19 protein-coding genes are annotated in these 20,760 nt (G+C 43.2%); 12 read left to right on the forward strand and 7 right to left on the reverse strand.

The window, feature by feature from the left end:
* The coding region (locus tag QQK21_RS01780; RefSeq protein WP_348541455.1) for an oligopeptide/dipeptide ABC transporter ATP-binding protein at positions 1 to 243 on the forward strand (243 nt) is incomplete at its 5' end.
* Positions 244 to 363: 120 nt separating this feature from the next.
* Complete coding sequence (locus QQK21_RS01785; RefSeq protein ID WP_284190493.1) at positions 364 to 1,311, forward strand: glutathione S-transferase family protein; 948 nt, start codon at positions 364 to 366, stop codon at positions 1,309 to 1,311.
* A gap of 57 nt (positions 1,312 to 1,368) precedes the next feature.
* Here the strand turns inward: QQK21_RS01785 and pta are convergent, their stop codons facing one another.
* Positions 1,369 to 3,513, reverse strand: a complete 2,145-nt coding sequence (gene pta, locus QQK21_RS01790; RefSeq protein ID WP_284190494.1) for a phosphate acetyltransferase — start codon at positions 3,511 to 3,513, stop codon at positions 1,369 to 1,371.
* A gap of 118 nt (positions 3,514 to 3,631) precedes the next feature.
* Positions 3,632 to 4,828, reverse strand: coding sequence for an acetate kinase (locus tag QQK21_RS01795; protein WP_284190495.1), 1,197 nt, complete (start codon positions 4,826 to 4,828; stop codon positions 3,632 to 3,634).
* Positions 4,829 to 5,174: 346 nt separating this feature from the next.
* On the opposite strand from QQK21_RS01795, the gene yfbV reads away from it, so the two are divergent.
* Positions 5,175 to 5,627, forward strand: a complete 453-nt coding sequence (gene yfbV, locus QQK21_RS01800; RefSeq protein WP_284190496.1) for a terminus macrodomain insulation protein YfbV — start codon at positions 5,175 to 5,177, stop codon at positions 5,625 to 5,627.
* Positions 5,628 to 5,714: 87 nt separating this feature from the next.
* Here yfbV and ald read toward each other — a convergent pair whose 3' ends face one another.
* Positions 5,715 to 6,839 (reverse strand): alanine dehydrogenase, encoded by a 1,125-nt coding sequence (gene ald / locus QQK21_RS01805; RefSeq protein ID WP_284190497.1) that lies wholly within the window; start codon positions 6,837 to 6,839, stop codon positions 5,715 to 5,717.
* A 174-nt stretch (positions 6,840 to 7,013) separates the two neighbouring features.
* Between ald and lrp the strand changes: the two genes are divergently transcribed.
* Both lrp and QQK21_RS01815 read left to right on the forward strand, forming a co-directional pair.
* Entirely contained in the window at positions 7,014 to 7,508 is a 495-nt protein-coding gene (gene lrp, locus QQK21_RS01810; protein ID WP_284190498.1) for a leucine-responsive transcriptional regulator Lrp, read from the forward strand.
* 199 nt (positions 7,509 to 7,707) lie between these two features.
* On the forward strand, positions 7,708 to 10,548 hold the full coding sequence (locus QQK21_RS01815) for a DNA translocase FtsK (RefSeq protein ID WP_284190499.1): 2,841 nt from the start codon (positions 7,708 to 7,710) through the stop codon (positions 10,546 to 10,548).
* 89 nt (positions 10,549 to 10,637) lie between these two features.
* Here the strand turns inward: QQK21_RS01815 and dsbB are convergent, their stop codons facing one another.
* Positions 10,638 to 11,159, reverse strand: a complete 522-nt coding sequence (gene dsbB, locus QQK21_RS01820) for a disulfide bond formation protein DsbB (RefSeq protein ID WP_284190500.1) — start codon at positions 11,157 to 11,159, stop codon at positions 10,638 to 10,640.
* Between the two features lie 129 nt (positions 11,160 to 11,288).
* Positions 11,289 to 12,875 (reverse strand): Na(+)/H(+) antiporter NhaB, encoded by a 1,587-nt coding sequence (nhaB, locus tag QQK21_RS01825; protein ID WP_284190501.1) that lies wholly within the window; start codon positions 12,873 to 12,875, stop codon positions 11,289 to 11,291.
* A 739-nt stretch (positions 12,876 to 13,614) separates the two neighbouring features.
* On the opposite strand from nhaB, the gene fadR reads away from it, so the two are divergent.
* Positions 13,615 to 14,454, forward strand: coding sequence for a fatty acid metabolism transcriptional regulator FadR (gene fadR / locus QQK21_RS01830; protein ID WP_284190502.1), 840 nt, complete (start codon positions 13,615 to 13,617; stop codon positions 14,452 to 14,454).
* Positions 14,455 to 14,517: 63 nt separating this feature from the next.
* Here fadR and QQK21_RS01835 read toward each other — a convergent pair whose 3' ends face one another.
* Positions 14,518 to 15,687, reverse strand: a complete 1,170-nt coding sequence (locus QQK21_RS01835) for a DUF1887 family protein (protein ID WP_284190503.1) — start codon at positions 15,685 to 15,687, stop codon at positions 14,518 to 14,520.
* A gap of 412 nt (positions 15,688 to 16,099) precedes the next feature.
* Here QQK21_RS01835 and hinT point away from each other — a divergent pair, with 412 nt between their 5' ends.
* The 6 genes from hinT (at position 16,100) to ycfP (ending at position 20,505) form a co-directional block, all read left to right on the forward strand.
* A complete protein-coding gene (gene hinT / locus QQK21_RS01840; protein ID WP_284190504.1) occupies positions 16,100 to 16,450 on the forward strand; it encodes a purine nucleoside phosphoramidase in 351 nt (116 codons plus the stop codon).
* A 103-nt stretch (positions 16,451 to 16,553) separates the two neighbouring features.
* Entirely contained in the window at positions 16,554 to 17,948 is a 1,395-nt protein-coding gene (locus QQK21_RS01845) for a COG3014 family protein (RefSeq protein WP_284190505.1), read from the forward strand.
* Positions 17,945 to 18,334 carry a YcfL family putative periplasmic lipoprotein gene (locus tag QQK21_RS01850; protein WP_284190506.1) on the forward strand — a complete coding sequence of 130 codons (390 nt, stop codon included), beginning with the start codon at positions 17,945 to 17,947 and terminating at the stop codon, positions 18,332 to 18,334. The genes QQK21_RS01845 and QQK21_RS01850 overlap by 4 nt, the downstream gene beginning before the upstream one ends.
* Positions 18,335 to 18,398: 64 nt before the next feature.
* Positions 18,399 to 18,989 (forward strand): penicillin-binding protein activator LpoB, encoded by a 591-nt coding sequence (gene lpoB / locus QQK21_RS01855; protein ID WP_284190507.1) that lies wholly within the window; start codon positions 18,399 to 18,401, stop codon positions 18,987 to 18,989.
* Between the two features lie 20 nt (positions 18,990 to 19,009).
* Entirely contained in the window at positions 19,010 to 19,873 is an 864-nt protein-coding gene (locus QQK21_RS01860; protein WP_284190508.1) for a phosphotransferase, read from the forward strand.
* An 89-nt stretch (positions 19,874 to 19,962) separates the two neighbouring features.
* Positions 19,963 to 20,505, forward strand: coding sequence for an alpha/beta hydrolase YcfP (gene ycfP / locus QQK21_RS01865; protein ID WP_284190509.1), 543 nt, complete (start codon positions 19,963 to 19,965; stop codon positions 20,503 to 20,505).
* A gap of 69 nt (positions 20,506 to 20,574) precedes the next feature.
* On the opposite strand, the gene QQK21_RS01870 is transcribed toward ycfP, so the two are convergent.
* The gene (locus QQK21_RS01870; RefSeq protein WP_284190510.1) at positions 20,575 to 20,757 is read right to left on the reverse strand and encodes a YqaE/Pmp3 family membrane protein; all 183 of its coding nucleotides are present in this window, start codon (positions 20,755 to 20,757) and stop codon (positions 20,575 to 20,577) included.
* Positions 20,758 to 20,760: the final 3 nt, after the last annotated feature.

Here is a 20,760-nt window from a genome sequence, read left to right on the forward strand (position 1 = left end):
CATAAGCTGGATCAACCACTTAAGGAATTAGTTTATGTGTCCAACCATTGGGGTCCACTTCTACTAGAGCGCAGCAAGCAGATTGAAATGTTAGAAGGTGATTTGCCATCACCGATCAATCCACCTTCGGGTTGTGTGTTCCGTACTCGTTGCCCTCAAGCGACTCAGGCCTGTGCGGAGACTAAACCATCCATTAAGGGTAATGATATACATGCTGTATCTTGCTTGCTAGAAAGCGTGTAACTCATTCCAATACTAAGCTAATTCGAATTATTTGAACAACAGAGCCAACGGATTCTACTTTTGAATCGGTTGGCTTTTTTTATACTTGTTGCAGCAAATACTAATTGAAGGTGATCATCAATGGGAAAGCTAGTTGACGGGAAGTGGCACGATGTATGGTACGACACGGCTAAGAATGGAGGCAGGTTTGTTCGCGAGGATGCGGGCTTTCGTGATTGGGTCAGAAATGAGCCAGATGCCAAATATCAACCTGAATCTGGACGTTATCATCTGTATGTCTCACTTGCCTGCCCTTGGGCACATCGAACCCTTATTTTCCGCGAGCTTAAAGGCCTAAAAAATCATATTGATGTGAGCGTGGTTAGCCCTGACATGATGAATGAAGGCTGGATTCTAGCAACACCTGAGCCATTGTATGGTTTGACTCGACTGCACCAAATTTATACTAAGGCCGAAGCGACATACACAGGACGAGTGACGGTGCCTGTGCTTTGGGATAAGCAGCACCAAACAATAGTCAGTAATGAATCCGCAGACATTATCCGAATGTTCAATACAGAGTTTGATTCAATAACGGGAAATAGTGATGACTATTACCCTAAAGAGCACAAGTCTGCCATAGAAGAATGGAATAATTATATATATTCCAACATCAACAATGGTGTCTATCGGTGCGGGTTTGCCACAACTCAAGAGGCCTATGAAGAAGCGTTCAATAACTTGTTTAATGCGCTTGAGCGTCTTGAAAGTCACTTGGCTACCAGCCGGTATCTTGTTGGCAGCATCATAACTGAAGCTGATTGGCGACTATTTACTACGCTAATTCGTTTTGATGCAGTTTATGTTGGGCACTTTAAATGCAATAAAAAACGTATCGCGGATTACGTGAATTTGTATGGCTATATGAAAGAGCTCTATCAAGTGGAAGGCATTGCTGATACTGTCGATTTTTACCATATCAAACGACACTATTACTACAGTCATACCGGGATCAATCCGGTGCAAATTGTACCTAAAGGTCCTGATCTTGAATTAAATTCTCCTCATGGTAGGGAAAATGTAAGCTGACGGTAAATGAAAAAAGCAGCCTCAATGGGCTGCTTTTTAGTCTTTCGGCATACTCCTCTATGCGTGCTTTTGATCTGCTTGTATCGCTGTCAAAGCAATCGTATAGACAATATCATCAACCAGTGCACCACGAGAGAGATCGTTAACTGGTTTACGCATGCCTTGTAGCATAGGGCCAATAGAAACAAGGTCAGCACTACGTTGTACTGCTTTGTATGTTGTATTACCGGTATTTAAGTCTGGGAACACAAAGACAGTGGCTTTACCAGCGACAGGAGAATTAGGTGCCTTAGAAGCTGCAACGTTCTCCATTATTGCAGCGTCATATTGCAATGGGCCATCTATAACCAAATCTGGACGCTTCTTCTGGGCAAGCTTGGTTGCTTCGCGAACTTTGTCAACGTCGGCGCCTTTACCTGATTCCCCAGTGGAATAAGAAATCATGGCTACTCGTGGTTCGATACCAAATGCGGCAGCAGAATCAGCGGATTGAATAGCAATTTCAGCCAGCTGTTCTGCGGTAGGATCAGGGTTAATCGCACAGTCACCATAGACCAGAACTTGATCCGGTAGCAGCATAAAGAATACTGATGAAACGATAGAGGCGTTTGGCGCAGTTTTGATGATTTGGAACGGGGGAACGATAGTGTTGGCCGTCGTATGAACTGCGCCAGATACGAGTCCATCCACTTCGTCATTCTCCAGCATCATAGTGCCTAAGAATACCGAATCTTGGAGTTTCTCACGGGCCACGACTTCTGTCATGCCTTTCGCGCCTCGCAGCTCGACCAAGCGAGCAACGTAATTTTCTCTAATTGCATCCGCATCGATAATCTGAACGCCAGCGCCTAATTCGACACCTTGCTGCTCGGCCACTCGCTTAATTTCTTTTGGATTGCCCAGTAACACACATTCCGCAATGCCACGTTCGGCACAAATAGCCGCAGCTTTTACCGTGCGAGGCTCGTCACCTTCAGGTAATACAATACGTTTTCCAGCCTTGCGAGCAAACTCTGTTAACTGGTATCGGAACGCAGGAGGGCTTAGACGTCGAGATTTATGCGTGCCTTCGGTGAGAGATTCAATCCAGTTCCCGTCAATATGGCCCGCGACATGCTCGTTAATAAACTCGATACGTTCTTTGTCATCTTCGGGTACTTCTAAGCTAAAACTTTGAAGATTGAGTGAGGTCTGCCAAGTGTTTCCTTGCGCTTTGAAAATCGGTAATCCAGTATCAAAGGCTGGCTTACACAAGCCCAAAATTTCTTCAGGGATGTCATAGCCACCAGTGAGTAGTACCGCACCAATATCAACGCCATTCATTGCTGCTAATGCTGCGGCAACAATGACATCAGGTCGGTCTGCTGAAGTGACCAGTAAGGAGCCTGGTTTGAAGTGCTCAATCATGTTTGGCAGTGAACGAGCGCAGAAAGTGATGCTTTTAATGCGTCGAGTGTATATGTCACCTTTATTGACTATGTCCGCTTTTAGGTGTTTAGACATATCAATAGCACGAGTTGCAATGAGGTCGATACTCCAAGGCACGCAACCAAGAACACGAATGGGTGATGTATTGAAAATCTCCATCACTTTCATTTCATTTTGTTGAGCGCTGTCAGCGTCATCGAAGATCTCAGAAAGATCGGGACGAGTGCGTCCAGCATCATCGACAGGAGCATTAAGTTTATTGATAATAACGCCTGAGATGTTTTTATTTTTAGTACCACCAAAATTCGAACATGCGACTTCAATACGCTCTTTAAGTTGTGCAGGGTTATCGGTACCCGGCGTCGCAACGAGAACGATTTCAGCACCAAGTGTTGCCGCTATTTCCGCGTTAACTTGGTTAGCAAATGGATGTTTACGAGTCGGAACTAAGCCTTCAATTAACGTGACATCAGCGTCTTTGTTGATTTTGTTATAGCGTTCGACAATCGTTTCAAGTAGCTCATCCATGTTATCGTTGCCGATTAAATTTTCTGCAACTGACATGGTTAGAGGCTGACCAATTGTCATATCGCTGTTATGTGCGACTATCGTTGAAGTTAGGTCAGGTTGATCGCCTCCTGCTCGGGGCTGACAGATTGGCTTGTAAAAAGAAACCTTAACACCTTTACGTTCCATAGCACGTAAAACACCCATGCTGACGCTAGTAAGGCCAACACCGGCGCTGGCAGGGATAAGCATAATAGTACGAGACATTCGTAGAATACCTTCTGCTATTTTTAATCAAAGCCTAACTTCATAGTTCTCACTTAGAATAAAAGTTAAGCCCCTAGAAAGAAGACTGGCCGACGAATAAGCCAACCAGCAAATTTTGTTAAAGACCAGCTAGGCGAGCGGTATCTTCGGCAATGACCAGCTCTTCGTTGGTAGAAATAACCATAGCTGGAATGTTACTGTTAGCCGTTGTGATGGTACCTTCACCACCAAAGCGAGCTTTTAGGTTCGCGTCTGAATCGACTTTGATTCCAAATATACTTAGGCGGTTTAATACCATTTCTCGAATTGGACCTGAGTTTTCGCCAATTCCGCCTGTGAATACGATAGCATCAAGTCGGCCTTCAAGTGTTGCAGTATAACCTGCGATGTATTTCGCTAAGCGGTGACAAAATACGTCCATCGCACGTGTTGCTTCTTCTTTAGTTCCATAATTGTCTTCGACGAAACGGCAGTCAGAAGTGACTTGAGTTAATCCAGCCAGTCCCGATTCCTTGGTCAGCATATTGTTGATTTGATCGACTGAATAACCCAAAGTATCGTGCATATGAAAGATGATCGCTGGATCTATATCACCACAACGAGTGCCCATAACAAGGCCTTCAAGAGGAGTCAGACCCATTGAAGTATCAACCGATTTTCCATTCTTAATCGCACACACAGATGCGCCATTCCCTAAATGACAGTTGATGATATTCAGCTCAGATTCAGCTTTACCAAGGCGATTTGCCGTTTCTCGTGCAATATATAAATGAGAGGTGCCATGCATACCGTAGCGACGAATGCCGTGCTCTTTGTACAAATTGTATGGAAGGGCATACAGGTAGGCTTCCTCAGGCATAGATTGATGAAAAGCGGTATCAAAAACGGCCGACATAGGTAAGTTAGGGAACGCTTTTTGTGCCGCTTTTATCCCGATGATCGCAGCAGGGTTGTGGAGCGGTGCTAGGGTTGCACAATCTTCAATGCCTTTTAGTACGTCATCATTAATCAAAGCCGATTGAGTGAATTTCTCACCACCATGCACCACTCGGTGGCCAATGGCTTTAAGCTGCTCGGCAAGTTCTGGTTTAGATGCGAGGATAGTTTCAACGATGAATTTGAGTGCTTCATCGTGCGCAGCGTTGTCGCCTAGTTGAGCTTCGTGCTTACCATCAAGCTTCCATTTTATGCGAGCTTCTGGAAGGTGTAGGCACTCGGCAAGGCCTGTTAAGTGCTCATTACCGCTATCGGCATCGACAATAGCAAATTTAAGGGAAGAACTACCGCAGTTTAAAACTAAAACCAGCTTAGACATGAGTGGTTACCTGTAATCATCAGTTAGGATAAAAATCAATCAAAAGAATAGACGAACCTTACTAAGCTGCGTACTAATCTTGAGCAAAAAGTCAATTTCCGTATTTAAAGACAGCAGTGAAGCCCGTCACTGCTCATGCATCCACTGCAGAAAGGTCTCAATAGTTGCTTAAATGCAAAATAACGGCAACAATGAGAGAGTAGGTCTGCAAAGGATAACGATTATAGTCAATAATAACAAAAAAATTTGAAAGAATATTAATTTTCGTCAACTTATTACGATTTATTTTTAATTCTTAAACTTTTTTTTGGCTATTGCAGGCAGGTTAGTGTAGTGAGAGAGCCCTATGAGTAACAAAGTCGGTTTAGTGCATAACCTTCGTGATGGACAAAAATACATGGACATCTGGCCTATGCGCAAGGAACTCAGTGTTCTGTTTCCAGAGCAGCGAATTATTAAAGCCACCAAGTTCGGGGCAAAAGCTATGCCCGCTATCGCGGCAATCAGTGTGTTAACACAAATGGTGTTTAATAACTATCAATCTATGCCTCAAGCAGTGGTTGTTGCGCTGTTTGCGATTAGCCTTCCGATTCAAGGAATGTGGTGGCTTGGTAGCCGTTCGAATACTCAACTTCCTCCTGCTCTAGCTGGGTGGTATCGAGAAATTCATCAAAAGATAGCAGAAAGCGGCTTCGCCTTGGAGCCCATCAAAAATAAACCTAGGTACAAAGAATTAGCGCAAATACTGAATCGTGCATTTCGTCACCTAGACCAAGGTGCTCTTGAGCGTTGGTTTTAGATCCAACAGGCCTTAGTCTATCGCCATTCGATTAATACAAAAAAAGCGCTCATCAAAATGAGCGCTTTTCCGTTGTGTTCAAACCGCTTAGTTGAACATTGCAATCGCGTCAGCAGGAGCAACGTAGTCTAGGTCGAAGCTATCGGCCACTTCTTTGCAAGTCACTTTACCGTGAATGACATTTAGCCCTTCTAGGAAACCTTTATCTTCAAGCAGGGCTTGACGATAGCCTTTGTTTGCCAGTTTTACAATGTATGGGAGAGTGGCATTGTTTAAAGCAAATGTAGAGGTGCGTGCCACAGCTCCAGGCATATTGGCAACACAATAGTGAACAACATCATCAACAATGTATGTTGGGTCAGCGTGTGTTGTCGCGTGAGAAGTTTCAAAACAACCGCCTTGGTCGATGGCAACATCAACGACAGCCGCACCGGGTTTCATTTTCGCAATGTGCTCTTTAGTGACAAGTTTAGGAGCAGCCGCGCCAGGAATCAGTACCGCACCAATGACAAGGTCTGCATCTAATACGTGTTTTTCAATGGCATCTTCAGTTGAGTAAACGACCTTAGCTCGGCCTTGGAATTCCTCATCTAAACGACGAAGTGTGTCAACATTACGGTCCAAAATGGTCACGTCTGCACGCAAGCCAACCGCCATACGTGCAGCATTTGCACCTACGACGCCACCACCGACAATGACGACCTTAGCAGGTTCAACGCCAGGAACACCACCAAGAAGCAAACCACGTCCACCGTGAGATTTCTCCAAAGTTTGCGCACCAGCTTGGATAGACATGCGACCTGCAACCTCAGACATAGGTGCAAGTAGTGGTAAGCGACCTAGGTTATCTGTTACAGTCTCATACGCTATACAAACGGCTTTGCTCTTGATTAGCTCCTCAGTTTGTGGAAAATCTGGTGCTAGGTGCAAGTAGGTGAATAACACTTGACCTTCACGGAGCATTGCGCGTTCAACAGCTTGAGGCTCTTTAACTTTTACAATCATTTCTGCTTTCGCAAAAACGTCAGCAGCGGTAGGAAGAATGGATGCGCCGACAGCGATGTAATCATCGTCGGAAAAACCGATACCTGAACCGGCATTGGTTTCAACAAAAACCTGATGGCCTTGAGATACTAGTTCGCGAACGCTAGCTGGGATCATGCCAACACGGTACTCATGGTTTTTGATTTCCTTTGGTACGCCAATGATCATCCTAACTCCTCATTTTATATTGGTTGTATTAACTATAGTGGTTGTATTAACTATGTGTAGGGTAATACTGTCGAATTAATGCCTAGTATAGATACGATCGAATAAAATTTGATACTGAATATTAAAAAGTTGTAGTATATTTTTTTGCAAGGAAGTAATAAGGTGGAATAAAAAATGGCAGACAACAATAAGAAGCCGTCTAAGGATCTTGACCGTATTGACCGCAACATACTGAATGAGTTGCAAAAGGACGGTCGTATTTCAAACGTTGAATTGTCTAAGCGAGTTGGCCTTTCGCCAACACCATGTTTAGAACGTGTTCGTCGTCTTGAACGTCAAGGGTATATAACGGGCTATACAGCTCTACTCAATCCGCAATATCTTGATGCGTCACTGTTGGTTTTTGTTGAGATTACCTTAAACCGTGGTGCGCCAGATGTTTTTGAGCAATTTAATGCGGCAGTACAGAAACTTGATGACATCCAGGAGTGTCACTTAGTTTCAGGTGATTTTGATTATCTACTTAAGACCCGAGTCTCGGATATGAGTGCGTATCGAAAGCTTCTTGGAGATACACTCTTACGTCTTCCCGGAGTTAACGACACACGAACTTATGTCGTTATGGAAGAAGTGAAGCAAACTAATCAGTTAGTGATCAAAACCCGCTAAACTTTAGGTATTAGCGTAGGACTTTCTGTATTCTGACTTAAGGTAATTGGGTTTTAAGTTCTGATATGGTTAAATCAATGGTCCGAGGGGCGCGGCTCCTCGGACTATTTTTTTCATACAGTGTTGACCGACGCAAGCATGTTTTAGTGTTTCATGCTATGTATTTTGAGGTGAGCACAAAGCATTCGATAAGTGGGTTATGTTCAAAGACAGCAAAAACAGCGTTGAAACCATAATTAAAACTGGAGACGATTCACAAGTATCGCGTCTTGATGGTCCTCAGCGGCTAAAAGAGTGTTGCTTTATTGTTATTGTGTTGACTTCTATTTTGTTGTCAGTGGCGTTATTGACTTTCAACCCCGCCGATCCATCTTGGTCACAGACTGCGTGGGGGGAGGATATTCATAATGCGGGTGGTATTGTCGGAGCATGGCTTGCAGACACTTTGTTTTTTACCTTTGGCTCATTAGCTTACCCTATTCCCATTATTGCCGTATTTGCAGCGTGGATTACTCTTAGAAATCGGCGAGAAAACGAGTCAGTGGACTTACTCCTCTGGGGGACCCGTTTATTGGGGTTAACGGTCTTAATTTTGACCAGCTGTGGACTGGCAGATATCAATTTTGACGATATTTGGTATTTTTCTTCTGGGGGAGTGGTCGGTGATGTCTTAACAAGCTTAGCTCTGCCAACCCTAAATATCCTTGGTACGACTTTGGTCTTCCTATTTCTTTGGGGAGCTGGTTTTACATTATTGACGGGAATTTCTTGGTTAACCATTGTCGATCGACTGGGTGAGTGGACAATGACGTTGGTTACTGCCTTAGCCAACAAATTGCGCGGGGAGAAGGACGAAGTTATTAAACCCCAATTATTAACGACGGATGTATTTGACTCTTCGCCCACAGAAGAACAAGGTCTCGACGAAAGTAAAGTGCCTGGGGTAGATGGCTCTAGGGCAAGGCGATTCAATATTCACATGCCTGAAGTCAACGTTGAGTCAGCTCCATCGGCCGCTTTTCATGTAGAAACTAAAGCCCAAAGCTTTACAGAAGACATTGAACCAGCTCCTGAGAGAGCCAGGCAACTTGGTGCAACTATAGAAGAATTGGAAGCGGCGGCTCAATACGACAACGACTATGCACGCCAAGAAGAGTCTACCCAATCTGATACCAGCGCAGAGTTTTCTCAAGCGAACTCAGTGGATAAAGAGGCAGTTCAGACGAGCAAATTTGAAAAAGAGTCACCTTTTGAAGCAGATGAGGATGAAGCAACAGTCCCTTATCCTAAAATAGAGCCCAATGAACTCGAACAGATTGCTTCTGAAGATTTATCAGAAGCTTCTGAGCCGAAGATCTCTACCTTTGACATTGCTGAAGACGAAGCGCCTGATGTATTAGAGCCTGGCAGTCCTAAGCCAGTCGAGGCTGTTGACACAGAGGTGGCAGCATTTCAGGGCATAGTCGCCGAGGCTCAAGCTAAGGTTATTGCGCATCACAATCCTTTTCTTGTTCAGCAAGAGACCAATTTGCCTAAACCTGCTGAACCAATGCCAACGCTCGAATTGCTCTACCATCCTGAAAAACGCGAAAACTTCATCGATCGCCAAGTTCTCGAAGATATTGCAAGACTTGTTGAGTCTAAGCTTGCGGACTACAAAATCAAAGCAGAAGTTGTTGATATATTTCCAGGGCCAGTAATCACCCGATTTGAACTCGATTTAGCCCCAGGAGTGAAAGTGAGTCGTATTTCTGGGCTATCGATGGACTTGGCTCGTTCACTTTCTGCAATGGCTGTGCGGGTCGTGGAAGTCATCCCCGGTAAACCCTATGTCGGTCTAGAGCTACCGAACATGAGTCGACAGACCGTTTATTTTTCGGATGTTGTTGCCAGCTCTCAGTTCGTTGATGCTAAGTCTCCAACGACAGTGGTATTAGGACAAGATATTGCAGGTGAAGCCGTCGTCGCAGATCTGTCTAAAATGCCGCATGTATTGGTGGCGGGAACGACAGGGTCAGGTAAGTCAGTGGGCGTGAATGTCATGATCCTCAGCATGCTTTATAAAGCAACCCCAGAGGATGTGCGCTTCATTATGATTGATCCGAAAATGCTGGAGCTTTCGGTCTACGAAGGCATTCCTCATTTACTGTCTGAAGTCGTCACAGATATGAAAGATGCCTCTAACGCCCTACGCTGGTGTGTGGGAGAGATGGAGCGTCGTTACAAATTGATGTCTGCTCTTGGTGTTAGAAATATCAAGGGTTTCAACGACAAACTTAAGCTGGCTGCGAAAGCTGGCCACCCAATACATGATCCTCTATGGCAAGATGGCGACAGTATGGATGAGAGTCCACCTTTGCTGGAAAAACTACCATATATCGTTGTTATTGTTGATGAATTTGCAGATTTAATGATGGTCGTGGGCAAAAAGGTTGAGGAGCTTATTGCTCGTCTTGCTCAAAAAGCGCGTGCTGCGGGTATTCATTTAATTCTTGCCACTCAACGTCCTTCAGTTGACGTGATCACGGGTTTGATAAAAGCCAACATTCCAACTCGTGTTGCTTTCACTGTATCAACCAAAACGGATTCGCGGACTATCTTGGACCAAGGTGGTGCGGAGTCTTTGCTGGGGATGGGAGATATGCTTTATCTTCCACCTGGTTCTAGTCACACAATACGAGTTCATGGTGCGTTTGCATCGGATGATGATGTCCATGCAGTGGTTAACAACTGGAAGGCTAGAGGGAAACCAAATTATATTGATGAAATTACCCATGGTGATCAAGGACCAGAAGCTCTATTGCCAGGAGAAAAGCCGGAAGGTGATGAAGAGATAGACCCTCTGTTTGACCAAGTTGTCGAACATGTTGTTCAGTCCCGCCGAGGCTCTGTTTCGGGTGTTCAACGCCGTTTCAAAATTGGTTACAATCGAGCAGCACGAATTGTTGAGCAGCTTGAGTCTCATGGAATAGTGAGTGCCCCCGGACACAATGGAAATCGGGAAGTATTGGCTCCAGCCCCAGGACGTGAGGTTAACTAGTCGTCGATAAAGGTTATTGGTGGATTTTATAGAAAAGCAAGAGTCGTCCAACTCTTGCTTTTTTTTTAATATACTAATTGTGTGATGGATTACTTCTTTACACTCACAAATTGAGCAAGCCCAATGCCTGCAAGAGCGACCAAGTTGCCGGCAAAGATGATCACTAGCCATTGTGGCATGGATAGGCCCAAAAATTGCCAAACTACCTCACTACAGTCACCGTAAGCTTCGAATAACCAAGGGACCCATTGATTGATAGGCGCCCAGTCTGGGAAGGAGACAAACAAGTCACAAGTTGCAAAGGGTGATGGGTTAAATTGGTAATCCACGTGCTCTAACGCCAATTGCAGTCCTTTATAAGCACTCGCCCCCCAAGCAATCAGTCCGATCCACCGACATAAAAGATGATTAGGTGCAATTAGGCCAACCAAAGCAGCCCCGCCTATGGCAAACATTGCGACCCGTTCATAAATGCACATGACACAGGGTGATAGCAGCATAACATGTTGAAAAAATAGAGCACTTGCTTCAAAAAAAACGACCGATGCGAGTAACAAAAGCCATGCAAGACGTGTTTTGGAAAAAGTATTGAGAGTCCGAAGAATGTTCACAGATTTATCCTGTTATAAAAAAAGCTCTGACTAGTCAGAGCTTTTTACCGCGTAAAAGTTTCGCGTTCAACTAAAACTTTTATTGCTATTGACTCAGAAGCTGCTAATTGCTTGCAACAACGCTAGTCATTAATGAGCTTTTGGCATTGTTTGAATAGGCAGGCCTGAATGCTGGGTTATCCAGCCGGCATCGTAAAACCATGCTGTCATCGGCTCCACTAAGAAAACGATTCCAACAAGGCCGACTACGGTCAGGACTATTGTGTACGGCAGTGCCATGATGACCATTTGACCATAAGATAGCCGAATCAACGGAGCGAGCGCTGACGTCAACAAGAACAGAAATGCAGCTTGCCCATTTGGTGTAGCAACAGAAGGCAAATTGGTTCCTGTATTAATCGCGACAGCGAGTAGATCAAACTGATCTCGGGAAATGATACCTTTTACTAGCGCTGCTTTGACTTCATTGATGTACACAGTACCGACAAACACGTTATCTGAAACCATAGATAAAACGCCGTTTGCGATATAAAACAACGCCAATTGGGCACCTTTATCTTCTACATGCAATACCGCGTCGATGACAGGTTTAAACAGCTGTTGATCAACAATCACAGCGACGATTGAGAAGAACACGGCTAGTAGAGCGGTAAAAGGTAACGCTTCTTCAAATGCTTTGCCAAGAGCATGTTCTTCAATGACCCCAGTAAAGGCTGTTGCGAGAATAATTACTGATAGTCCTATCAATCCAACGGCTGCGAGGTGAAACGCTAGCCCAAAAATCAACCAGATCGCAATAATGCCTTGAATCCATAGTTTAGCGATATCTTGCTTTGTGCGGTGCTCCTTCTCTTTGATGTCAAAGTCGACGAGTATTTGGCGAACATTACCGGGAAGCTCGGCACCGTATCCGCAGATTTTGAGCTTTTCTACCAAGACACTAGTGAGCAGGCCAAACACGAGTACTGGAGCAGTAACAGGTAACATACGGATGATGAACTCACCAAACTGCCAGCTCGCTTGATCGGCAATAATTAAGTTCTGCGGCTCTCCAACCATAGTCATTACGCCACCAAGAGCAGTACCTACACCAGCATGCATTAAGAGTGAACGAAGAAAGGAGCGATAGTTTTCCAAATCATCTCGAGTGAGTTCACATAGGTGGTCATCTTTGGTGTGGTCATGGGAAGCATGAGAGATCCCTGAAGCTACCTTGTGGTAGATAGCATAGAAACCGACTGCGACACTGATCACGACGGCAATGACGGTTAACGCATCTAAAAAGGCTGACAAGAAAGCAGCGGCGAAGCAAAAAGCAACAGAAAGCATGCTTTTCGAGTGAATGCCAAGTAATATCTTAGTAAATATGAAGAGCAATAGCTGTTTCATAAAATAGATACCGGCGACCATAAACACCAGCAGTAGCAACACTTCAATGTTAACTACAAGTTCATGCTTTACTTGCTCAGGGCTCGTCATCCCGATTGCAATTGCTTCGATAGCAAGTAGCCCACCAGGTTGTAGTGGATAGCATTTTAATGCCATGGCGAGGGTAAAAATAAACTCTGCGACTAGTAGCCAACCAGCTACGAAAGGATCCAAAAAGAAAAAAACAATAGGGTTGATCACCAGAAATAGTACAATGGCTAGTTTATACCAATCTGGAGCTTTGCCTAAGAAGTTCTTAAAGAAAGCATTCCCGAGCGACATCTGCATGATAATGATACTCTTATATGTTGTGATGAATAGACATTATGTCTGCTTGTTACTAGGTGTTTGCCTAACATTATTTCGCATTTATTCCTGATGAGAAACCACTAGCTCGCGACATAAAATGTTTGAACAGGCGTTATTCACCCTTAGTTTAGACAGCAAATGACATTTTCTTACTATTTACTATAGCTAAGTTATTCTATTTACTATAGCTAAGTTATTCTATTTACTATAGCTAAGTTACAGCTTGAGAAAAACAAGCGCTTGTTACATGTGACGCAACTCTACTCCTCACGTTAATTTAGTCAATAACAAACACGCTAATGATAAAAATCACACTGTATTTTTGTCCAAAAACGCGAACCTGATTACGTTAAAGTATATAAGAGTTATGAAAAAGAACAATTCATTCAGACAATGTATCATAATGCCCAAAGAAGTCATTTATTAGTGAAAATTGAGCGAGAATTCGCTTTCATAAGTTGCAAATACTGAATAAAAATGTAAGTAATGAATACCCAGAAAAACAGTAAGTAATGAGTATAAAGCTTGGTAGTATAGTGAATTAATCAGGCTTTGAAATAGAAAACTCAATTTGTGATTGCATTACTGACATTAGATTATTTGCTCTATATGAGTTTTTACACTTTGTTTGCGATTGTCTTGTTTCCGATACACAAAAACTAGTGGTATGATGAGTACTATTAGACCCTAAAAATCAAAATATTGGACAGCTAAATAAATGGTCATTAAGGCAAAGAGCCCAGCAGGCTTTGCAGAAAAATACATCATTGAGAGTATTTGGAAAGGGCGTTTTCCACCCGGCTCTATTTTACCCGCTGAACGTGAGCTCTCTGAATTGATAGGGGTTACGCGCACTACACTTAGAGAGGTGTTACAGCGCCTCGCCCGTGATGGTTGGTTAACCATTCAGCATGGTAAGCCAACTAAGGTCAATCAGTTTATGGAAACCTCAGGGCTGCACATTCTTGATACATTGATGACCTTGGATGCAGATAACGCGACTTCTATTGTCGAAGACCTGCTTGCAGCACGGACCAACATCAGCCCGATTTTCATGCGTTATGCTTTTAAAGCAAACAAAGAAAGCTCTGAGCGTACGATCAGTGCTGTCATTGAGTCTTGTGAAAGCCTTCTTGCTGCAGATTCATGGGAAGATTTTATGTCTTCATCGCCCTATGCGGAGAAAATTCAGCAGTTTGTCAAAGACGATGGTGAGCGAGATGAAGTTAAGCGCCACGCGACCTTAATCGCAAAGACCTTTAACTTCTACGATTATATGCTTTTTCAGCGATTGGCCTTTCATTCCGGTAATCAGATCTATGGTTTGATCTTTAACGGCCTTAAAAAGTTGTATGATCGGGTAGGTAGTTATTATTTCTCAAATCCGGCATCAAGAACGCTGGCTTTGCAGTTCTATCGAGATCTTTTAGAAGTTTGTGAAACTGGTAATCGAGATCGTATCTTGGTCGTAGTGCGCCACTATGGTTTGGAAAGTGCGCAAATATGGAATGAAATGAAAAATTCGTTACCAACAAGCTTTACGGAAGATGATAGCTAGTAACAGCATTTCAATTAATAGACAACAGACCACCTAAGTGGTCTGTTTTTGTTGGTAACTTACCTAGCCGATATCACAATCTTCATAACCCCCTGCTTCCCTATACCAATTCGTTAAGTGCGTTTTGAGATCCTTGAGCTCTTCAGGTCCGATCAAGGCAAGTCCTAAATCTTCGGCCCTAGTGATATCGTTGTACCTCAGAGGACGGAAGCTGACGAGCATAGCACGAGCTTGCAATCCACCGAGTAAATCACGTAGAGATTCGAGCTTGTACAAAGTATCATCCCCATCGTCGCGCATGCCCTTGGTTTTGCATTCAATGATATGCAGCTTGTTGTTTGCGACTGACGCTACGTCCAGCTCATTGCGAACTTCACGGTCTCCAAGTTGCCGGTAAACTTGAACATTGAGTGAATGATCTTGGATTGTAGGGATATCTTTTTGAATTTCACGAACCGTGCTATGAACTAAGGTTTCTAGCCACTCCCCATTTGAGAATCGACGTGCGTCTTCATTGGCAAAAGTAAGTATCCCATCTTGATAACTCGCAATTTGTGCTTCAACCAAATCAGCAAGAAGCATATTTAGCTCTCGGTAACCTTGCTGTTTTTCTGACAATTCGACATTGAGCTTTTGCTCTTTGCGACATGTCGTTGCCAGATAGTTGAGCGTTGCAAGCCCAGGTCCGAGTTCGAGTGCATTACTCGCCCATCGCTCGCCAAGTTTATAAAGTTTTTGATCTAATGTAGCGGGAAGTTCTTGCTGATTAAATTCTCCTCGTGCACCGAATACAGTGAGGTAGTCATCGATAGTAATTCGGTCTTCGAGTTGCGTATCTTCTTTACCGTCTGGATACAGCCAGCATAGTCTATCGGTGTTAGGTTCGACGACAAAAATAGGCCAGTGAAACGTACGAAATACCTCATAAACAGACAAAAGCTGATGTCTTAATCCACAGCTAGCGTTTAATTTAACTTCCTCACCACGGGCGGTAAGATCATCGGCTAAAATGCCGATAGCTCGTTTAATTCGTGATGTATTGGCAACATTGGGGATTTCAAAAAAATCCGATGTAATGTCTCGTTTGGCAAGGACACTTTTAAGTCTCTCATACATGGCTATCTGGCTTTTTACACCAATAAAAATGATGTGGTTGCTGGTGGTACGGTTATCCAACAATGGAGTAACCAAACGGATAGGGTCTTGGTCGATGATGCCAACGTGGACTGCCATATAATTTCCTCATAGTTGGCTTGCAAAAGTGTGAGATAGATCTTGGCAAGCCCTATTACCCATATAAAGATGATGAGGATAAAAAACAAGAGTCAAAAATTTAAATTCATGCCCAACAGTTGATAATTTGCATAGCTCTGACAAATAGAGTAGCCCACATATACGCATTTAGGTGGGTGTTTTTCGCTGAGAGGTTGTTACACTGTTTAAAACGTTGAGTCACCATCGTACCAAACAGAGTTGTGCCTCAAATAGGTTACTATTTTTATCAATGCACTATTCTAAGCTTAGGTCTTGTGATAAATATCATTCAATCACAATATTGTGAACACTGTTTTTATTGTGATTTTGTTGTGCTTAGCGCATACTCCCTGACACTGTTTGACGCTAATAAAAAGTAATGGAGTGCTTCATGGCTGAAGAGACCATATTCAGTAAAATCATTCGTAGAGAAATCCCTTCCGATGTGGTGTACCAAGATGACCTTGTGACAGCCTTTCGAGATATTAATCCGCGTGCGCCAAGTCATATCCTGATTATTCCGAATAAGCTGATTCCCACTACGAACGATCTTGAAGATTCAGATGAGTTGACCATGGGTAGAATGTTTACCGTAGCACGAAAACTGGCGAAGGAAGAAGGTATCGCTGAAGATGGCTATCGCTTGATAGTAAATTGCAACTCCCATGGTGGGCAGGAAGTCTATCATATTCATATGCATCTAGTGGGCGGTCGGCCGCTCGGGCCAATGTTGGTCAATTAAATTTGGCGTATAGATAAAAATTACGGCAGTCATGTAAACTTTTGATGATTGCCACTGTCAAAGCGACGATAATAAAATTCTCACAACTCATTCGGAGCACGAAGTGCAAAAACACGTTCGACTCACCTTATTGGTATTTGGCTCAACGCTTCTTTCAGCCTGCGCAAATTTCTCAGCAGGCAACTTGTTTAGCCATTACAGTGCGCAAAACAAAGAGCTTTATCAAGCAGTAAAAGAAGGCCAGTATAATGAGGCTGAACAGGCCTTACCTGAGCAAGTTGCTGGGGATATTCTTGATAATATGGAAAAAGGTCGTGTCTACTTGCTTAATGAGCGGTACGATGAGAGTAAGTCTGCCTTTGAAGCAAGTGATCAAGCGGTAAGAATTCAGCAAGATAAAGCCACAATATCGATTTCAGAGACGGCGACAAGTATTGGTTCTCTTGCTGTCAATGATAACCTAGATATTTATCGGCCTGCGGACTATGAGCTTGGCTTTTTGCATTTATATCTTGGTTTGAACTATTTGCAAGACAATAATCTCGAAGGTGCCATCATCGAAATGCGTCGCGCAAATCAGGTACAAGAGCAAGCGAGAAAAGAAAGAGAAAAGGAACTCGAGTCTGCCCAAAAAGATATGCAATCAAAGGGGTTAACCCCGAATATAGGCAGTGTATTATCGAACTATCCTGATGCGGGGAAAACACTTCAAGCGGTCCAGAATGGTTATTTGCTATACCTATCGGCACTCCTGTATGAGGCGGATAAGTCACTCAATGACGCCTATGTTGATTATCGCCGTGCTTTAGCTGTGATGCCAAATAACGCGGCTGTTATCGATGGAGCTAAACGTGTAGCGAAGCGATTAGGTATGAATGAAGACTTAGCTCTGTTGGAGAAACGTTATGGCAAAGCTAGTCTTATCGAAAAAGACAAATCCAGAGTGATAGTGATTGAAGAGCAGGGCGTTGTCGATGCATTACAGGGGTGGAAGCAAACCCTTCCGTTGTTTGATAGTGCTGGCAACGTTGCGCTCTATACAATAGCTCTGCCTCATTACGGAAACCATAATGTCGAATCTTTCCCAGTGATGCAGCTCAATCAAACCAAGCTAAACAGCGATTTGATGACGGATGTCAATGCGATGGCTCAGTATGATTTATCAGAAAGAATGCCGGCAATTATTATTCGTCAAGCGTTGCGTGTATGGGCGAAAGACGAATTGCGCAGGAATGCCACCAATGAAGATCAGCTTGGGAATGCATTGGTCAATATTTGGAATACGCTAACCGAGCAACCGGATACGAGAAGCTGGTTAACGCTGCCTGGGCAGATAAAAAGCAGCAGTGTGATAGTTGAGCCAGGGCTTCAGACTGTCACACTTAACCACAAAGATTATCAGTTTGAGTTGAAAGCAGGTCACACTGCTTTGGTTTGGGTCTCTCGTCAGGGAGAAAGTGCCATCATATGGCATAAACAGTTAGGAAATATTAGATGAAAAAGTGGCTTATAGCAGCGTTTGCTGGATTATTGGTGGTGGGTTGTTCGAATAATACTGCTGGTTTACGAATCGATGGAGCATCACAAACAGTTTTGTTTGGTGATAACGTACTGGCAGGTCGTCTGCATATCGATGATATCTCGACTGCTCAGGTTGATGGGCGTGCTCGAGGTTTAGTAAAGGTCACCAGCCAGTATAAAGGCGATCAACATATCCAATACCGTTTCTATTGGTACGACGATAGTGGTTTAGAGGTCAATACTAAACTTGGACCTTGGAAACAGACTGTTGTCCGTGGTATGGAAACGATCTCTATCTCAGAAGTTTCAGTAAATCCGAATGGTACACAGTTCCGCATTCAGATTCGTGAAAGTGACAACTAAGCGCTAAAATCTCGGTATTTGCCTATTAAACAATTAACAGATATATGAAATTGAGGAACTAACAATGAATAAAAGTGTGATTGCATTACTTAGCCTAGCGGTAATACTTGGCGGCTGTTCTAATAAAGTCAGTTATGGTGATGCGCAAGCTGTTGAGACAACAACAATTGATTTTGGCTCAACGGATCTGCAAAAGATCGCTGGAGAGATGGTTGACAGCATGATGATGTCAGGGTCTGTCGCCGCTATCACAAGTAACTCTCGTCCAATCGTCTTTGTCGAAAAAATTAAGAACAAGACCAGTGAGCACATTGATACAGAATCAATTACCGACACAATTAGCACTAAGATGCTAAATTCGGGCAAATTCCGCTTTGTTGATATGGACCGTGTTGAAGCGGTTCGTGAACAGCTAAACTTCCAGAACAATGATGAACTTGTGAATCAAAGCACTGCTATCCAGTTTGGTCAGATGGTGGGAGCACAGTATATGTTGTATGGAAATCTATCCAGCATTGCCAAAACCGGAGGCAGTGATAAAGATGTATACTATAAGATGACAATGCGTTTGATGGACCTCAAAACAGGCTTGATCGAGTGGGCGGATGAAACAGAAATCCGTAAACAAGAATCGAAAAGCTTTTTAGGTCTGTAACTTTTTAGTAGGAGTGATCGATGGCTATAATGGCGTGGCATGAAGCGTGTCAGCTTGATACATCGTTGAGATCATTGGATCACTTCTTTTCACTCGCTCCGGAATATGCTCAAACATTGATCGGAGGACTGACCAATCGCTGCTGGAAAGTGAAAACTCAAGGTGGCGATTGCTTCGTTTGGCGGCCCAGTACACATATTACCAAAGCACTCTCCATTTCTCGGTTTCACGAGCAGCAAATTCTATCTCTCATTCAAGATACCAATATCGCGCCAAAACCAATATATCTTAATGAACATGGTCTATTGGTTGAATGGATTGAAGGAGAGTCATTGGCTGATGGTTTGCCGTTTGAATCCATATTGAGAACACTCGTCAAGATCCATAACTTGGATATCACTAAAGTACCGATCGCCCCATTCAATTTTACCGCTCGGGTGGATCACTATTGGATGGTGTTACGTGAAGACTTGCAGTTAGATGAATATCGAGATTTATACCAACAGTGGCGGAGTGTGCCAAGCATAGACAATGTGACTCATTCACTGTGTCACTTTGACTTGGCTGGGTACAATATGGTGAAACATCCAGAGGGGATTAAAGTAATTGATTGGGAATATGCCTGTATTTCAGATCCAAGACTAGACCTCGCTATGACAATTGGTGTGACGGGTGAAAAGCCATTGGAATCGGTTTATCGATACTGCCAGCTGAGAAACATTGAAAACGTAGACGATTGGGTGACTGGTGTTATGGCTTGGAAGCCAAGAGCAGAGGTGCTGGCGATGCTATGGTATCTTTTAGCCCATCAGCTCAAAGGGCATGATAAGTACTTAGAGGAAGCTCAAACGCTTTGTTATTCATTAACTTCTCAATCCTCATAAATAAACTTCTGATGATATTTTGGAGTTACTTCGCTTAATAACCCTATTATATGTGTTAGATTTATAGGGTGAAAACTGAGGATATTAGAATGATTATTTATCTACATGGGTTTGATTCCACGAGCCCTGGAAATCACGAGAAAGTCCTGCAATTGCAGTTTATTGATCAAGATGTCCGTTTTATTAACTACAGTACATTGCATCCCAAGCATGATATGCAACATCTTCTCAAAGAAGTTTACAAAGCGATTGAGCAGTCTGGTGATAATAACCCAATAATATGTGGAGTAGGGTTGGGTGGGTATTGGTCTGAGAGAATAGGTTTCTTATGTGGGATAAAACAAGTGATCTTTAATCCCAATCTTCACCCTGAGCTTACAATGCAGGGGCGTATTGATAGACCTGAAGAGTACGAAGATATTGCCACCAAGTGTGTTCAAGAGTTTCGTACAAAAAATAAGCATAATTGTTTAGTTATCCTCTCGAAAAACGATGAAGTTCACGATAACTTAAAAACTGCTGCAGAGCTTGAAAAATACTACCCTATTGTTTGGGATGAAATACAAACCCATAAGTTCAAGAAAATATCTCATCATCTACAGGCTATGCAATCCTTTAAAGAACAAGACTAAAAATTTAAAAGGCACTGCCTCAATAAAAAATTAGGTAAGTGCCTTTATTAGTCCCTATGTAGTTGAGATTTATCTGCGTCGTCTTTTTCTACCGACTTCCATGGTTACACAAAATGCATGTATGATTCCTGGAATAAAAAAGCACAAGGTTAAAACAAAGCTAATAAAAAAGTCCTTTCCCAATCCTCTATTACATAAGACAGCTACCGGTGGCAAAAACAAACATAAAATGACGAGTAAAAACTTATTCATAAA

This window comes from Vibrio zhanjiangensis, from assembly GCF_030161235.1.
GTDB lineage: Bacteria > Pseudomonadota > Gammaproteobacteria > Enterobacterales > Vibrionaceae > Vibrio > Vibrio zhanjiangensis.

What these genes read in the sequence shown, in the direction of transcription:
- ald (WP_284190497.1), bottom strand. Translation starts at nt 6,839, where the DNA reads ATGATCATTGGCGTACCAAAGGAAATCAAAAACCATGAGTACCGTGTT.
- QQK21_RS01795 (WP_284190495.1), bottom strand. Translation starts at nt 4,828, where the DNA reads ATGTCTAAGCTGGTTTTAGTTTTAAACTGCGGTAGTTCTTCCCTTAAA.
- ycfP (WP_284190509.1), top strand. Translation starts at nt 19,963, where the DNA reads ATGATTATTTATCTACATGGGTTTGATTCCACGAGCCCTGGAAATCAC.
- lpoB (WP_284190507.1), top strand. Translation starts at nt 18,399, where the DNA reads ATGAATAAAAGTGTGATTGCATTACTTAGCCTAGCGGTAATACTTGGC.
- QQK21_RS01785 (WP_284190493.1), top strand. Translation starts at nt 364, where the DNA reads ATGGGAAAGCTAGTTGACGGGAAGTGGCACGATGTATGGTACGACACG.
- fadR (WP_284190502.1), top strand. Translation starts at nt 13,615, where the DNA reads ATGGTCATTAAGGCAAAGAGCCCAGCAGGCTTTGCAGAAAAATACATC.
- QQK21_RS01860 (WP_284190508.1), top strand. Translation starts at nt 19,010, where the DNA reads ATGGCTATAATGGCGTGGCATGAAGCGTGTCAGCTTGATACATCGTTG.
- yfbV (WP_284190496.1), top strand. Translation starts at nt 5,175, where the DNA reads ATGAGTAACAAAGTCGGTTTAGTGCATAACCTTCGTGATGGACAAAAA.
- hinT (WP_284190504.1), top strand. Translation starts at nt 16,100, where the DNA reads ATGGCTGAAGAGACCATATTCAGTAAAATCATTCGTAGAGAAATCCCT.
- QQK21_RS01835 (WP_284190503.1), bottom strand. Translation starts at nt 15,687, where the DNA reads ATGGCAGTCCACGTTGGCATCATCGACCAAGACCCTATCCGTTTGGTT.
- QQK21_RS01870 (WP_284190510.1), bottom strand. Translation starts at nt 20,757, where the DNA reads ATGAATAAGTTTTTACTCGTCATTTTATGTTTGTTTTTGCCACCGGTA.
- QQK21_RS01850 (WP_284190506.1), top strand. Translation starts at nt 17,945, where the DNA reads ATGAAAAAGTGGCTTATAGCAGCGTTTGCTGGATTATTGGTGGTGGGT.
- QQK21_RS01815 (WP_284190499.1), top strand. Translation starts at nt 7,708, where the DNA reads ATGTTCAAAGACAGCAAAAACAGCGTTGAAACCATAATTAAAACTGGA.
- lrp (WP_284190498.1), top strand. Translation starts at nt 7,014, where the DNA reads ATGGCAGACAACAATAAGAAGCCGTCTAAGGATCTTGACCGTATTGAC.
- pta (WP_284190494.1), bottom strand. Translation starts at nt 3,513, where the DNA reads ATGTCTCGTACTATTATGCTTATCCCTGCCAGCGCCGGTGTTGGCCTT.
- nhaB (WP_284190501.1), bottom strand. Translation starts at nt 12,875, where the DNA reads ATGCAGATGTCGCTCGGGAATGCTTTCTTTAAGAACTTCTTAGGCAAA.